General features: G+C 45.5%; 16 protein-coding genes. 6 read left to right on the forward strand and 10 right to left on the reverse strand.

Annotation, left to right across the window (positions count from 1 at the left end; genetic code table 11):
- Positions 1-3: 3 nt before the first annotated feature.
- Positions 4-1,683, reverse strand: coding sequence for a GmrSD restriction endonuclease domain-containing protein (locus tag AC0S1O_RS05490; protein ID WP_475393324.1), 1,680 nt, complete (start codon positions 1,681-1,683; stop codon positions 4-6).
- A 2-nt stretch (positions 1,684-1,685) separates the two neighbouring features.
- Positions 1,686-3,215: a type I restriction-modification system subunit M gene (locus AC0S1O_RS05495; RefSeq protein WP_475393325.1), complete on the reverse strand. Its 1,530-nt coding sequence runs from the start codon at positions 3,213-3,215 to the stop codon at positions 1,686-1,688.
- A gap of 327 nt (positions 3,216-3,542) precedes the next feature.
- Here AC0S1O_RS05495 and AC0S1O_RS05500 point away from each other — a divergent pair, with 327 nt between their 5' ends.
- Positions 3,543-4,730 (forward strand): ATP-binding protein, encoded by a 1,188-nt coding sequence (locus AC0S1O_RS05500; RefSeq protein WP_475393326.1) that lies wholly within the window; start codon positions 3,543-3,545, stop codon positions 4,728-4,730.
- A 125-nt stretch (positions 4,731-4,855) separates the two neighbouring features.
- Here AC0S1O_RS05500 and AC0S1O_RS05505 read toward each other — a convergent pair whose 3' ends face one another.
- The 8 genes from AC0S1O_RS05505 to AC0S1O_RS05540 all read right to left on the reverse strand — a co-directional run bounded on the left by AC0S1O_RS05505 (position 4,856) and on the right by AC0S1O_RS05540 (position 9,954).
- Positions 4,856-5,020, reverse strand: coding sequence for a hypothetical protein (locus tag AC0S1O_RS05505; RefSeq protein ID WP_475393327.1), 165 nt, complete (start codon positions 5,018-5,020; stop codon positions 4,856-4,858).
- A complete protein-coding gene (locus AC0S1O_RS05510; protein WP_475393328.1) occupies positions 5,017-5,616 on the reverse strand; it encodes a hypothetical protein in 600 nt (199 codons plus the stop codon). The genes AC0S1O_RS05505 and AC0S1O_RS05510 overlap by 4 nt, the downstream gene beginning before the upstream one ends.
- Positions 5,617-5,756: 140 nt before the next feature.
- A complete protein-coding gene (locus tag AC0S1O_RS05515) occupies positions 5,757-5,975 on the reverse strand; it encodes a hypothetical protein (protein ID WP_475393329.1) in 219 nt (72 codons plus the stop codon).
- A complete protein-coding gene (locus AC0S1O_RS05520; RefSeq protein WP_475394477.1) occupies positions 5,968-7,311 on the reverse strand; it encodes a hypothetical protein in 1,344 nt (447 codons plus the stop codon). Before AC0S1O_RS05520 ends, AC0S1O_RS05515 begins: the two co-directional genes overlap by 8 nt.
- A 103-nt stretch (positions 7,312-7,414) precedes the next feature.
- Complete coding sequence (locus tag AC0S1O_RS05525) at positions 7,415-7,648, reverse strand: hypothetical protein (RefSeq protein WP_475393330.1); 234 nt, start codon at positions 7,646-7,648, stop codon at positions 7,415-7,417.
- Between the two features lie 189 nt (positions 7,649-7,837).
- A complete protein-coding gene (locus tag AC0S1O_RS05530; protein ID WP_475393331.1) occupies positions 7,838-8,806 on the reverse strand; it encodes a hypothetical protein in 969 nt (322 codons plus the stop codon).
- 159 nt (positions 8,807-8,965) lie between these two features.
- Positions 8,966-9,178 carry a hypothetical protein gene (locus AC0S1O_RS05535; RefSeq protein ID WP_475393332.1) on the reverse strand — a complete coding sequence of 71 codons (213 nt, stop codon included), beginning with the start codon at positions 9,176-9,178 and terminating at the stop codon, positions 8,966-8,968.
- Between the two features lie 53 nt (positions 9,179-9,231).
- Positions 9,232-9,954, reverse strand: coding sequence for an SDR family NAD(P)-dependent oxidoreductase (locus AC0S1O_RS05540; protein ID WP_475393333.1), 723 nt, complete (start codon positions 9,952-9,954; stop codon positions 9,232-9,234).
- Between the two features lie 82 nt (positions 9,955-10,036).
- Between AC0S1O_RS05540 and pdo the strand changes: the two genes are divergently transcribed.
- The 5 genes from pdo to AC0S1O_RS05565 all read left to right on the forward strand — a co-directional run bounded on the left by pdo (position 10,037) and on the right by AC0S1O_RS05565 (position 13,366).
- A complete protein-coding gene (gene pdo / locus AC0S1O_RS05545; protein WP_475393334.1) occupies positions 10,037-10,720 on the forward strand; it encodes a protein disulfide oxidoreductase in 684 nt (227 codons plus the stop codon).
- A gap of 5 nt (positions 10,721-10,725) precedes the next feature.
- The gene (locus AC0S1O_RS05550) at positions 10,726-11,676 is read left to right on the forward strand and encodes an NAD(P)/FAD-dependent oxidoreductase (protein WP_475393335.1); all 951 of its coding nucleotides are present in this window, start codon (positions 10,726-10,728) and stop codon (positions 11,674-11,676) included.
- Positions 11,677-11,747: 71 nt separating this feature from the next.
- Positions 11,748-12,056, forward strand: coding sequence for a translation initiation factor eIF-1A (eif1A, locus tag AC0S1O_RS05555; RefSeq protein ID WP_475393336.1), 309 nt, complete (start codon positions 11,748-11,750; stop codon positions 12,054-12,056).
- The gene (locus AC0S1O_RS05560; protein ID WP_475393337.1) at positions 12,053-12,817 is read left to right on the forward strand and encodes a serine protein kinase RIO; all 765 of its coding nucleotides are present in this window, start codon (positions 12,053-12,055) and stop codon (positions 12,815-12,817) included. The genes eif1A and AC0S1O_RS05560 overlap by 4 nt, the downstream gene beginning before the upstream one ends.
- A complete protein-coding gene (locus AC0S1O_RS05565; RefSeq protein ID WP_475393338.1) occupies positions 12,818-13,366 on the forward strand; it encodes a KH domain-containing protein in 549 nt (182 codons plus the stop codon). It begins immediately after the preceding gene.

Below are 13,366 nucleotides of genomic sequence, written 5' to 3' on the forward strand. Positions count from 1 at the left end.
GGTTTATACCCCCTCATTAATCCTTTTTATGATTTCTTTCTTTATTGCCTTTTTTCTTACAGCCAAGAAATTTTCCAAGTCATCTTGTAGAAGATAATCTAATCCTTCTTCAGGTATAATATGTGTTGATAATATTTCAATAAGCTTATCTCTCCCATGTTGTCTTAGTAAATCTGAGAAATACTCCGATGGTTTTTTGTTTGATTTGGATTGATTTGTAGTTATTAGCGTTCTATTTGCAATTTGATCTATATCTATGATATTTCCATCTTTATCTTTATAGTTCCCATATATACTTTTAGGGAATATGTGATCTATTTGAATTTTGCTTTGAGGTATTGCAAACTGTGGTGGTTGACCTGTCTTAAAATCATATGCCCCCTTCAACACAATTAAATTAATAATACCTCTGAATATAGCAGAGGATGCAGTAGAGACATCTAAATCAACACTATTCACATCAAAGTTTTTAATGAACTCTGGCATCTTATCTGTATTAATCCATTTTTTCATAGATTTATAATCAGAGTAAGTTATTGAATCCACAGAATGCTCATAATGGTTGGAAAAGACGGAAGTCCAATAGAAAATATCTATTTTGGAATAGGAAGATACATCTTCTAAGTGATTTTTATTTAGAAACTCAAGTAACGCTGCTACAGGAACAATTATAGACGAATATGGAGCCCATTTTTTAAAATCTACTACACCATATCCGTCTTTTATATCTGTGATTTTTATATATGCCTTCTCTAAAAATTCACAAGCTCTCCACCAATCTATTTCAAAATCATTGTGGTCAATTTCTAACAAATTTCGTCTGGCAGGTTCTCTTTCTCTTATAAGAGTTATAACTTTTAAGATGGTCTCTGGTTTTAATGCATCTACAAATGAGAATTTCTTACCAGCATCCTTTAAAAGATTCCTTAAGTTAATGTTATATTTATATAACCTTGCGGTAGCTAAATCAAAAATAGATAAAGGCATACCCGTTTTGTTTAATCTCTCAAAGGTTTCAACTATTTTATCTAATGTAGTATCTTTTGGCAAAGAAACTATGTGAATTTCATAGTTTTCTATTACTCTGTTATGGAATTCTACAAGATCTGCTATATTTATTTTATCATCATTATTAAATATTCTAACTAATTCATTTAAGTCATAAAAAGATGATACTGGGATTACATATTTACTATTTGCATATTCTTTTATCTTTTTTTTGTTTGCTAAGCTAATGGTATAAATTATATCATCCCACCCATAATCCAAATTATTTTCAGATTTCTTTTTCTCTATTTTGAAAAGGTCTAGTGCCCGTAAAATATCAATATAAAAAATATGTGGATGTTTTTTAGTGGGGTTTATAGGTACTTTTGGAGAATAAAATGCATAAAATAGTGCAGTAATTCTCTGCTGTCCATCAAGTACAATCTTCACAAGGTTACTTATTTTATTACTGTGAGTTATACTCTCGACTCCTCTTATCAATCTTACAGCAAAAGGTATATTTTCGTTATATAATGAATCTAAAAATAGCAATGAACCTATGAAATATCCGCCAAAGATTGATACCAAAAGTTGCCTGACGTCCTCTGGCCCCCATACAAAATTCCTTTGAAAATCTGGTAAAACGATAGAACCTTTTTTTACCTCTTCAACCACTTGTTTTAGTTTCATATTCATACTCACACCTCCCAGCCCAGCGCCTTAAAAACCTCTTTTACCTTCTCCGTGAGCTCCTTCTCCTCCCTCAGCAGGACTGCCAGCTCACGGGAATACTCCTTCATCTTTTCCTCAAATGGCACGCCGTCATCTTCAATCTTTATTCCCACATAGCGCCCAGGTGTTAGAACCCAGCCATTCTTTTTAATATCTTCAAGCGTGGCAACCTTGGCAAATCCAACCTCGTTTATCTCTTCCTCATCAGCGCCTTCCTCAAATAACCTGAACTTTTCCACCATCTTTGCTATATGCTCCTCTGTGAAAACAACCTGCCTGCGTGAAATCTGCTTGAACATCTTCTTGGCGTATATGAACAGAACCTTTCCTTTCATGTGATCGGGCTTGGATTTCCTTAAAAACCACAAAGACACCGGTAAAGATACTGTGTAAAACAACTTGGCTGGAGTGGCAATTATTCCATACACGAGGTCATCTTCAATTATCTTTCTTCTGATTTTTCCCTCAACACCTCCTCCAGACAAGGCACCATTTGCCATAACAAATCCAGCCTTTCCGTTCGGCGCAAGATGATAAATATAATGCTGAATCCATGCATAGTTGCCGTTATTATCCGGTGGAATACCATATTTAAATCTTGGATCGTCCTCCTTAACCTTATCCGCACCCCAGCCGCTATCATTAAAGGGCGGATTTGAAACCACATAATCCGCTCGTAAATCCGGGAATTTATCATCATGGTATGAATCTCCAACTCTGATATCTCCTTCAGCTCCCCTTATTGCGAGGTTCATCTTTGCTATTTTCCAGACAAATTCCTTTGACTCCTGCCCGTATATGGAAAGCAAAGCTTTCTCTCTGCCTTCTCTTTCAAGCTTTTCAAGGGCAGAAACAAAGAAACCACCACTTCCACAGGCAGGGTCAAATATTCTTCCCTCTTTGACATCAAGTATTTCAATTATAAGCCTCGTCAAACTTCTTGGGGTGTAGAACTCTCCACCTTTCTTTCCCTCTGCCTCGGTAAACTTCCCCAGAAAGTACTCATATATCCTCCCGAAGATATCTTTTCCTTTATGCCCGTCACCAAAATCAATTGTGGAGAAGACATTTATAAGGTAAGCAAGATCATCTGGACTTAGGTTAATCTTTGTGTATATCTTTGGAATAACATTTTTTAGTTGTTTGGGGTATTCCTTTTCCAGAACTTCTATTGCCTCATCCAGAATCTCCCCTATATTTGGCTGATTTGCATTTTTCTTTATGTAATTCCACCTTGCCTTCTCTGGTACATACAGAACACCCTCTGAAAGATATGCATCTTTATCCTCCAAAATATCATCCATGAATCTATCAAGAAGTCCTCTATCAGTTTTATTTATAATCTCTTTCCGCTTCTCTTCAAAAGCAAATGAAACATACCTTAAAAAGATCAGACCTAAAACCACATATTTATATTCGTGAACTTCAACCTTCTTTCTGAGCTTATCTGCGGCTTTCCAGAGTTTGCTCTCAAAGTTTATATCTTTTTCAGTCATTTTTTCACCCCACATACCTATTAAATCTCTCTTCATCCATAGAATACCGGCAATATGCGCAACTCATCAGAATTGCAATGGGTTTGAGAGATAAAAACCTTACTACGAGATTACAAAAAATAAGAAAATAAATCATTTCCTTGCCCACCACCGCGTATCCTGCTTCTGCCAGAGCTGCAGTTATCCATAAAATCTCCATTACTTCCGGAGAACTGAAATGGAAACGCATCCAGGAAAACAAAATCACTCACTCAACTGAGCAAATTCACAGAAAAATGCTCAGTGCAGTGAGCAAATTTAATATAGAATGATGCGGTATTGATGCACGTGACCTCAAAGGATGTGCTGCTGGATGTGGTTTCGTACTGGGACGAAATAATACGGAAGGAGAGGGTGATAGGGAGGAACATAACCAGGTACGTTGAGGACACATACGACATGGAGGAAATAACCGTAATAACGGGAGTGAGGCGTGCAGGAAAGACGTACCTGCTCTTTGAACTTTACAGGAAGCATGGCGGGCTGTACGTGAACTTTGAAGATGAGCGCCTCTACGACTTCACCCTTGAGGACTTTGAGAAGATAACCGGCATCGCGGATGAGATGAAAACAAGGATCATCTATCTTGACGAGGTCCAGGAGGTTCCGGGCTGGGAGAAGTTCGCACACCGGGCACATAAGAGGTACAAGATATTCGTAACGGGTTCCAATTCCCGGTTGCTGCGGTCCGATTACTCCACGGCCCTGGTGGGAAGAACGATAACATTCCACGTGCGGCCCCTCCTCTATTCCGAGTTTCTGAGGTTCAGGAATGTGAGGGTTGAGAGAAGCAGTTTTGAGCAGTATCTCCGCACTGGTGGATTTCCAAGGGTGGTGCTGACGGGCAACACGGGATTGCTCAGGGATTACCTGGACAGGATCATATACAGGGACATAGTGGGCCGTGAAAACATCAAGTATCCAGAAGCGCTAAGAACAATGGCCATGTTTCTCCTGTCCAACGTGGGAAAGGAGTTCTCGTACAGGTCCCTGAGGGAGATCACGGGTATAAGGCATGAGGTCACCGTGAGGGAGTACCTGGCGCATCTGGAGAACGCATACCTCCTTGAGATCGTGAGGAAGTACTCTCCATCCATAAAATCCCAGGAGGGTTATGCAAAGAAGGTTTACGCGTCAGATGTGGGATTCGTATCCCTCGGAAAAAGGGCATCGGAGGATGCTGGCAGGGTGCTTGAAAACGCCGTGTACCTTCACCTGCGGAGCAGGTACGATGTGTGCTTTGGCAAGAACGGAAGGGAGGTGGACTTCGTACTCTGCGATAATTTGAAACCGGTTAAGGTTCTGAACGTCACCTACGAGGCCAGGGATGGAAAAACGGTTAAGAGGGAGGTCTCCGGGTTGAAATTCTTCATGGAGAAATACAGCGTTCCCGGGGAGATAGTTGCCATGTATCCCTTTGAGGGCGGGGATGTTCCTGTACGCCTCGCCCACAGGTTCTGTGCGGAGTTTGATTGATTCACCCCAGGGACACAGCCGTGCAAGCGGTTGAAATATGGTCTCCTTTCCCGAATTTGGCGTATGTTGCTAGCGTGGAACCATGGTTATTGAAGACCTCAAAAAATGGAAAGTAGTTGATGAGATCACCCCCTGGACCTTCCCATCTCGTACCCGGCCAGGGCTGCGATTACTGCCACCACGCTGGAGAGCACCGCGCCGTCAATGTGCCCTATGGTCAGGGCCAGGGCCTCCAGGATCGTTATGGCTGCTATGGCCGAGATCTTCACCCTGCTATCGTTCCTCATCACAGGCTCACCGTTGCCTCCACGGCCACACCGCTCTCCAGGTCCGGATAGTAGGAGGTCACAACCTGGTAGGGCTGCGGTCCCTGATCACCTTCCTTCAAAACACTTCCATCGGCCAGGAAATAGGTGTAGGTTTTGCCCTGCTCCACTCCACCGTCCAGGAACTCGCCTTCTCCGTCCAGGGATTCGGGAGTTACGTCCTCCCAGGTATCGTCCTGGAGGCAGTACCTGTATATGCGGGCGTCCACGGGTGAGAATCCAAGATGGTAGGATACCCTGACCTGTGGGCTCTCGGATCCCTGCACCTGGGCCCTTATCCAGCTCTTCCTCCCCTCGGCTATGTAGAGGTTGAACCCGCTTATGGGAGGATTCACGCTGCTTCCCTTCCTGTTCCATTCGTCCCTGGCCTTCACGCCGTGCACCTGGTAGAGGCGAACTATCCTGCTCCAGGAATCCCTCAGGGCCATCTGCCTGGCCGTCCTGGGATTCGCCGGCTTCACGAGTTTTCTCAGGTAGTTCCTCCCCTTCCACCGGGAGAACACGATCTCCTTCCCAAGGGCTCCCGATGCCTCCGATATTATCAGGCTTCTCCACTTCATTCCATCACCCCACGGGAAGATATGTAAACAGAAAATATAAACTTGGTCATTGTTATGTGTTTACTTACCTCCAAATCACCCTACGTTGTGGCCTGCAATGCGGAGTTGAAGCGGTGTTGTTTCGGAGCATTCGGCAGGGATCATCTGAAGAGAAGGAGAAGCAGGGATGCCGTGTAGAGTCCCAGGGCATAGTCCCGGATGTCCACGAAGGCCAGATCTCCGAGGTGCAGGTCCTCATCCAGTTCGTATATGATGAATGTGGAGAAAAGCAAGAGCCCCAGGAGCCAGCCCTGGACGGATGCGGCCGCGGTTATTATTCCGGCCAGGAAATGGGCCAGCCTCTCGTACCACCTACGCATAGCCCTCAACCTCCCCGGAGTTTCTCCAGATGTTGATGCTCCTCAGTATCAGGGCAAGGGCCCTGGAATGCTCCTCAACATGCTCCCTTATCCTCTCCACCTCCCTCCTCAGTTCCTGGAGTTGCTCCCTGGAGTTATCCCTTTCAAGCATGTATATGTGGGCCGAGAGCTCGCCTATGGCCCTCTTCAGGCTCTCCAGGATGTCCACCTCCCTGGCTATGCCCTCAATCTCTCCAAGTACCCTTCTCCTCACGTACTCTGCCCCCTCATCGCTTATCCCCTCAAACTCCAGATCCCCGGAGGCCCCGAAATCGCTCCTGTTCACGGTGACCCTTATGGTATCACCCTCCCACAGCACCTTTGTTATCTCGTCCAGGTTCAGCCCGAAATGGGAGGATATGCCGATCCGTATGGCCCTCCTGGTGAAATTCTCCCCGAATATGGTGCTTGCGTAGTGGGTCCAGGAACCCCTTCCCCTTGGGTAGATCATCACCTTTGCCTGTCCCTTCCTGTAGGAGTAGGTTATGTGGAACGTTGCTCCTGGAGTGATGAGCCTCACCCCATGGCTCCTGTCCCCATCTCCCGTTGGACGTGCCTCAATGTACACACCATTCACGTATTCCACGACGGGCTCCCTGCTCCAGATGTAACGGGATACCCTCTGGAACTCCTCACGGGTTAGCGGTACTGCCCTCCTTATGCGGAAGTGGTGCCTCACCGTTATGATCTCCCTGGAGCTGTGAGGATGATCCACATCCCCTGGGGGTGTCCCTTCAACCTCGCATTCAAAATAGGATCTCGCCAGGTCCCAGTTACCAATGAAGTAAACTCCCCTTCTCCTCCTCTCCAGGATTCCCATACGTCTGAAATGATTGATGGCTGACTGCACGGATCGGTAATTTGCCTGGCCCCTTGATTCCCTCACGAGAAGGTGAACCTCCCTTATGCTCATGGGCCTCCTGTTGTTCCAGAAGATGAAGAATACCTGCCTCCTTATGGGAAATGATCTCTCTGAAAGAAATCCTCTGGGGTGTCCCCTTCTGCCCGGAGAGTCCGCCGTTTTCCCCATATCCTCTGGATGATTTCCACCCCCCGGGCGTGTCCCCATCCGTCCCCACTGATGATTTCTCCTGTCCCCTCTGGGTGAAAAAATATATTCGCCCCTGGAGATGCGTTCAAGAAATCCTCTCCTGTGGAGTCTCTGGAGTATCTTCTTTGCGTACTCATAACTCAGCGAGATGTCCCTCTTCAGGGCCTCGTATTGAAGGGTTTTTGGGGTGAAGATCGTTCCTGGCCTGTCCCGAATGACTCTCCATACTGCCTGGGAGAGGTTCATATCACCCACGCCATCCACCCGCAATTCCACAGGATCCTCATTGCCTCCTCCCGGGATCTGGCCCTTCTCACTGAGCCATCCTCCAGGAAGAGGTAGAACAGGATCATCTCACCTCCCTGTACACTGTGTAGTTCTCCCTTACCCGCTCCAGGAACCGATCAACGTTGCCCTCAACGTCCAGCCACAGGAATCTCATCCTGTCCAGGCTCTCCAGGGTTCCGCCCTTCAGGAGCCTTATGTGTGTTCTGCTCTCGTAGGCCAGGGATACCAGGTACTCGAAGATGATCCTGTGGGTGTTCTTGCTCACCCTCCCGCTCCAGAGAACCAGGATCCTCATTTCCAGCCCCTCCGAATGTGCTCTTCAAAAGGGATGTTCGTGGCCAGGTGACTACGTTCCAACCACCCTATCACCTCCCGGAGAAATGCCCTGGATTTCAGCCCCTTCTCCTCAATTGTAGAGCGTCCGCTAATCACGTACAGTGGGGAGCACGGAATGCAAATCCCAGTGCCCCCACTCCCAAGCCAATTACCATTTTCTTCCCATAGCAATGATTTTTATTTTCTTGAGGTCAACCACTATTATTGCCCATATATCATCTGGCTCGTCCCCAAATTTTTCCATGGATTCTACCACTATTTCCTCCTCGTCTCCATCGATTATTTCATATTCAAAGTTCTTCTGGTCCCTATCCAGGAGTCCTACTAGATAACCCCTCTTGTTGGTTATGTTTATTAATGTGCGAAAGCCGGTTGTGGTGATTATGTGAAGGTACTCTCCTTCCTCGTTTTCTTCCAGCCACACGGTGAATAATCCTTGACCACCACTCCTGATAAAGGGATCATCCATAAATGGATCATCCTCCTCGTCAAATATACTTCCTTCTGGAATTATTGAATCATCGTAATCGACGACGAAAAAGTCATCAAACGGAGTGCGTGGCTCCTCTGTAAAGTTCTCATCAGCCAGCAGATCCATAAAATCCATTTCTCCGTCTGATTTACCATTTGAATTTTCACTTGTATAACCCTCATCTGTTTCCACCACATTGCCCCATTCATCTTCTATCACATAACCTCTGTCGTTTTTGGGCGCTACAAAGTTCAAGATGCTGAGGAAGCACTCCTTGGCTTTTGGAACTGTGTCGAAGGTGTTTATTATATATTCCGTATTGTCCACTTTTTTAACAACCTTGTACCTTCCACCCTCTATCTTTATAGGATTTGCGGTTTCGTGCCTCTGGAATGTGGTCATTCTCTTGAGCACATTGCCTTCAGGACCAACTAGGAGGATAACCATGCTGGAGGATATCCCAAAATTTGAGACAATGGAATGCGCATATCTCCACAGTTCCTCTGGATTATCATCCGGAAGATGAAGAGGTATTCTGTTTTCATCTATGTTTATAAACAATGCCCAGTATGTGTATTGCATTTCCGGCTCCCTTTCCAGCAGGGCGTCTATCAATTCCTTAACCAACTTGTTTTTCGGGTTCATAGCGAATGGAGTTTTTTCTGGAATTTTAATTTATCTCCGAAGTATACTCCATGGGTTGTGTAATCATTTCCTTCGTTTTTCATGTAGTATTCAGTTTTATGGTGATCCTCATAGAACTTGAGATAATACTGGTCAGCTGGAAATGATGTGTGATGGGAATCATTTGAGCAGTCTCCACATCTCCGTCTCCACACCCCTGATTATTTTTGCGGCAATGTAGGAGAGATAGAAAAGTACTGTGAATCCAACAAAGAAGTATACTGTAAAGCATATGCTAAATCCAAGGGGTGTTCCGTTTGTGATTGTTAAAATCAAGAACGCTATGGCTATGAAGAGGGACAGAGCCATGGAGATTTTCAATCCACGATTCATGGATAACCCTTTGCACTGGAAAATATAAACTTTTTTACGAAATATGAAAAAAATCAAAGCATATACCTTCCCCCGTTTATATCCACCACTGTGCCGTTCATGTAATCGTTTTCGAGCAGGAATATCACTGCGTGGGCTATCTCCTCTGGTTTGGCCACTCTTCCAAGGGGTGTGAGTTTTGAAAGCTGCTCTTTCTTCTCCTCACTCAAGAGCTCCGTATCCACAGGTCCAGGAGCAACCGCGTTTACAAGTATATCCGGTGCAAGCTGGGAGGCGAGTGCGAATGTGAGCCCGATTATTCCTGCCTTGGAAGATGCATAATGTACCCCCACAGTTCCACCATTCCTTCCGGCTATTGAAGCCAGATTTACTATTTTTCCCTTCTTCATATATTTTACCACTTCCTGGGTTACCATGAACGCGCCCTTGAGATTCACGTTGAGCACCTTGTCCCACTCTTCATCGTCTATCTCGCTGAATCTGTGCTTGTTTCCAAGTACTCCTGCATTGTTCACGAGGATATCAATTCTCCCAAAATGATCAACTATATTCTTCACGCCTTCTTTGACCTCATTTCTGTTTGATACATCGAATTGCACGGTGATTGCTCCCACTCTATATTTCTCCGCCAAGTTCTTTGTTCTCTCTGCATCTTCCTTGTTTTTCCTGTAATTTATGGCCACATTGCATCCCCTCTCTGCCAGCGCCAGCGTTATGGCCCTTCCAATTCCTCTATCTCCCCCGGTTATGAGGGCAACCTTTCCCTTCAGATCCATTTTCTCACCTCCAAGTTGATATCCCTCCAAACCTTAAAATTTTTACGTTAATTCCACATTTTTGTACCGCAAATATTTTTATATGAGCGCTCATACCCACAACAAGGTGGTTATGATGGGATATATAAGGGATGAGGATAAAAAATACCTGAAGGGAGAATTCGACAAGAATTTGAAGGAGGATGTTTACCTTCTCGTGTTTGTGGGAGATAACTGTCAGTACTGCAGCGTTGCCACTGCCATTGCCCAAGAGGTTTCCGAACTGCATCCATTGATTCATTTTGAGGAGCACAGAATTGGGGATGATCTCGCCAAGGAATATGGTCTTGAGCATGCTCCAACGGTTGTCATTACCGATAAGGATAGGTATGGAGGGCGCATAAGGTACGTGGGTCTTCCCTCAGGCTACGAGTTCTCTTCAATGATTGAGGACATAGCGGATGTGTCACGCAGAACCGCGGAGGTCAGCGATGAGGTCAAAATGAAACTTGAAAAGATAGATAAACCCGTTACAATTCAGATATTCGTCACGCCCACCTGTCCGTACTGTCCCAAGGCGGTGCGCACAGCCCATAGATTTGCCATATTGAATGAGAACATAACCGGAGAGATGGTTGAGGCCATGGAGTTTCCCGAATGGGCCGATAGGTGGAAGGTTATGAGCGTGCCCCATATTGTGATAAATGAGGATGTACAGTTCATAGGTGCGTATCCCGATGAGCAGTACATAGATTACGTTGTCCAGGCCTATGAGAAGACGAGGTGAGACCCATGAATTTTGGATTTGTGCTTCCCACAGGGGCCAGGGAAAGCAAGGATGTGGATCTGGCCATAATAGGAGGAGGTCCCGCAGGTTTGAGTGCTGGAATATACGCAACCCGTGCAGGGCTTGAGGCCATAATAATTGATAAAGGTAATGCTGGGGGCCTTGCAGAGGAAGCACCATTCGTGGAGAACTACCTCGGATTCAAGGGAATAAAAGGTGAGGACCTTGTGAAGGAGTTCAAGGAGCATGCTGTGGATTATCTTGAGATTTCTGAGAGAAACGAGGTGCGGGATATAACAAAGGAGGGTGAGTTATTCCACATAAAGGCGGAGAAGGGAGAGTACAATGCCAAGGCAATAATATTCGCCACGGGAACAACCCACAAAACCCTGGGTGTGCCCGGTGAGAGGGAGTTTTTCGGAAAAGGAGTATCCTACTGCGTTACCTGCGATGGATACTTCTTTAGGGGTAAGAAGGTGGCCGTTATAGGCGGTGGCAATTCAGGTGCAATAGCGGCCATATACCTCAAGGATATTGGCGTCGAGCCCTTGGTGCTCGAGTACATGCCCCATTACATGTGCGAAAAGGCGTACCAGAGGATAATTGAAGAGAGGGGTATATCCTATCTCACAAACGTTCAAGTTACCTCCATCGAGGGAAGCGATAAGGTTGAAAGGGTTGTTTACAAGGATCGTGCCACAGGAGAGGAGCACAGTGTGGATGTTGATGGGGTGTTCATATACGTGGGTCTAATACCCATCAGTGATCTTGCCAAAAAACTTGGGGTCGAAACTGATTCAAGGGGTTATATAAAGGTGGATCTGGATATGCGCACAAATGTGCCACGCATCTATGCTGCCGGAGATGTCACAGGCCATGCCGGTCAGATAATCATAGCCGCAGGTCAGGGAGCTCTGGCTGCCTTGAGCGCATATGCGGATTTAATGCTTCGTTAACCCTCTTTTTTCAAAAATAATTCCGATAAATTTATATAGATGTTGGATAATTGCTTGAAAGGTGATAATGCGTGAGTGAAGAGGTAACGAGAGTTCCGCTGCCCGATCGGAACAAGGGTGAGATGTTTGCCATAGTTGATAAGATATTGGGCGGTTCCAGGATGATAGTTATGTGTGCTGATGGTAAGTCCAGAATGGCTCGCATACCCGGGAAGATAAAGAGGAGAATGTGGATCAAGGAGGGGGATCTTGTAGTAATAAGGCCCTGGGATTTTCAGGATGAGAAGGCCGATGTTATTTACCGGTATACGAGAACTCAGGCAAGTTATCTGAGCAGAAATGGAAAGCTTCCTGAGCTTCTGGATGTGTTCGGGAAATGAGAGAGGATATTGAGGATTTTCTCTATGAAAAAATTCTGCCGTATCGCAGGGAAAAAAGGGAAAAGGGTATGGAGGATAGGAAGACCTACGATGGAGTCTTTGACAGGCGCACTCTTCTAGCATTTTACAAACTTCTCAAAAGGGGCACCATAAGGGAGGTTGAATTTCCCATATCCACAGGTAAGGAGGGTGATGTTTTTAGGGGCGTGGGTAAAGAGGGATACATTGCCATAAAGGTTTACAGGATGACCACTGCAAATTATCGTGGACTCTCGAGATTCATAGATGGAGACGACCGATTTGCTCACATTCACAAGACAAAGGATACCATAATTCTTATCTGGGCCCAGAAGGAGTTCAGAAATTTGAAGGATTACAGAAATGGAGGAGTGAATGTCCCCGGACCCATTGACAGGTGGAAGAACATAATAGTCATGGACTACATAGGCGATGATAGTATGCCCGCACCGCTCCTAAAGGATGTGATGGAAAGTGTTAAAAAGGAGATGGTATACGAGATAATTCAAGAGATGAAGAAAATGTACCATGTGGGTCTGGTTCATGGGGATCTGAGCGAGTACAATATACTCATATGGAGAGATAGGCCATACATCATAGATGTGGCCCAGGCGGTTCCGCTTGATCATCCACTGGCAGATGAACTCTTGCTTAGAGACCTGAAGAATATGGTCCGCGTGTTCAAAAAATTGGGGGTGAATATGAGCGTTAAAGAACTGGCCCATGAGGTGGGAGTGGTATAAATGATGTACGTGAAAATTCCCAAATCCAGAATAGGAGCTTTGATCGGAAGGAATGGGGAAGTAAAGAAAAGGGTTGAGAGCATATCAGGGGTTAAGATGGAAATAGATTCCAGGGAGGGGGATGTGGTCATAGATGAATCCTCAGGGGATCCTCTTATGGCTTTGAAGGTAAGAGATTTCGTAATGGCAGTCGGGCGTGGATTCTCTCCGGAGCGTGCATGGCGCATATTCAATGAGGATGTTTACTTTGAGGTAATTGATATCAAGGAGTTTGCAGGGAAGAGAGAGAACAGGATCCGTGTTCTCAGGGGAAGAATAATAGGCAAAAATGGGAAGACGAGGAGAATAATAGAAGAACTGAGTGGTGCGTCCCTTTCAATCTACGGGTATTCCGTGGCCATAATAGGAAGTTATACCCAGATTGAAACGGCCAAGCATGCAGTTGAGATGCTCCTCCGGGGAAGCAAGCATGCAACAATATATCATTATCTTGAGAAGAAAAGGCGCGAGAACAAATACCGAGCGCTGGATTACTATTATATCCAGTGA

This window comes from Candidatus Aciduliprofundum sp. HYA1 (assembly GCF_056175085.1).

Excerpts from the sequence above, each read along its gene's own strand:
- pdo (WP_475393334.1), top strand. The coding sequence starts at position 10,037 with ATGAGCGCTCATACCCACAACAAGGTGGTTATGATGGGATATATAAGG.
- AC0S1O_RS05560 (WP_475393337.1), top strand. The coding sequence starts at position 12,053 with ATGAGAGAGGATATTGAGGATTTTCTCTATGAAAAAATTCTGCCGTAT.
- AC0S1O_RS05550 (WP_475393335.1), top strand. The coding sequence starts at position 10,726 with ATGAATTTTGGATTTGTGCTTCCCACAGGGGCCAGGGAAAGCAAGGAT.
- AC0S1O_RS05495 (WP_475393325.1), bottom strand. The coding sequence starts at position 3,215 with ATGACTGAAAAAGATATAAACTTTGAGAGCAAACTCTGGAAAGCCGCA.
- AC0S1O_RS05515 (WP_475393329.1), bottom strand. The coding sequence starts at position 5,975 with ATGCGTAGGTGGTACGAGAGGCTGGCCCATTTCCTGGCCGGAATAATA.
- AC0S1O_RS05525 (WP_475393330.1), bottom strand. The coding sequence starts at position 7,648 with ATGAGGATCCTGGTTCTCTGGAGCGGGAGGGTGAGCAAGAACACCCAC.
- AC0S1O_RS05565 (WP_475393338.1), top strand. The coding sequence starts at position 12,818 with ATGATGTACGTGAAAATTCCCAAATCCAGAATAGGAGCTTTGATCGGA.
- AC0S1O_RS05490 (WP_475393324.1), bottom strand. The coding sequence starts at position 1,683 with ATGAATATGAAACTAAAACAAGTGGTTGAAGAGGTAAAAAAAGGTTCT.
- AC0S1O_RS05535 (WP_475393332.1), bottom strand. The coding sequence starts at position 9,178 with ATGAATCGTGGATTGAAAATCTCCATGGCTCTGTCCCTCTTCATAGCC.
- AC0S1O_RS05520 (WP_475394477.1), bottom strand. The coding sequence starts at position 7,311 with ATGAACCTCTCCCAGGCAGTATGGAGAGTCATTCGGGACAGGCCAGGA.
- AC0S1O_RS05510 (WP_475393328.1), bottom strand. The coding sequence starts at position 5,616 with ATGAAGTGGAGAAGCCTGATAATATCGGAGGCATCGGGAGCCCTTGGG.
- AC0S1O_RS05530 (WP_475393331.1), bottom strand. The coding sequence starts at position 8,806 with ATGAACCCGAAAAACAAGTTGGTTAAGGAATTGATAGACGCCCTGCTG.
- AC0S1O_RS05540 (WP_475393333.1), bottom strand. The coding sequence starts at position 9,954 with ATGGATCTGAAGGGAAAGGTTGCCCTCATAACCGGGGGAGATAGAGGA.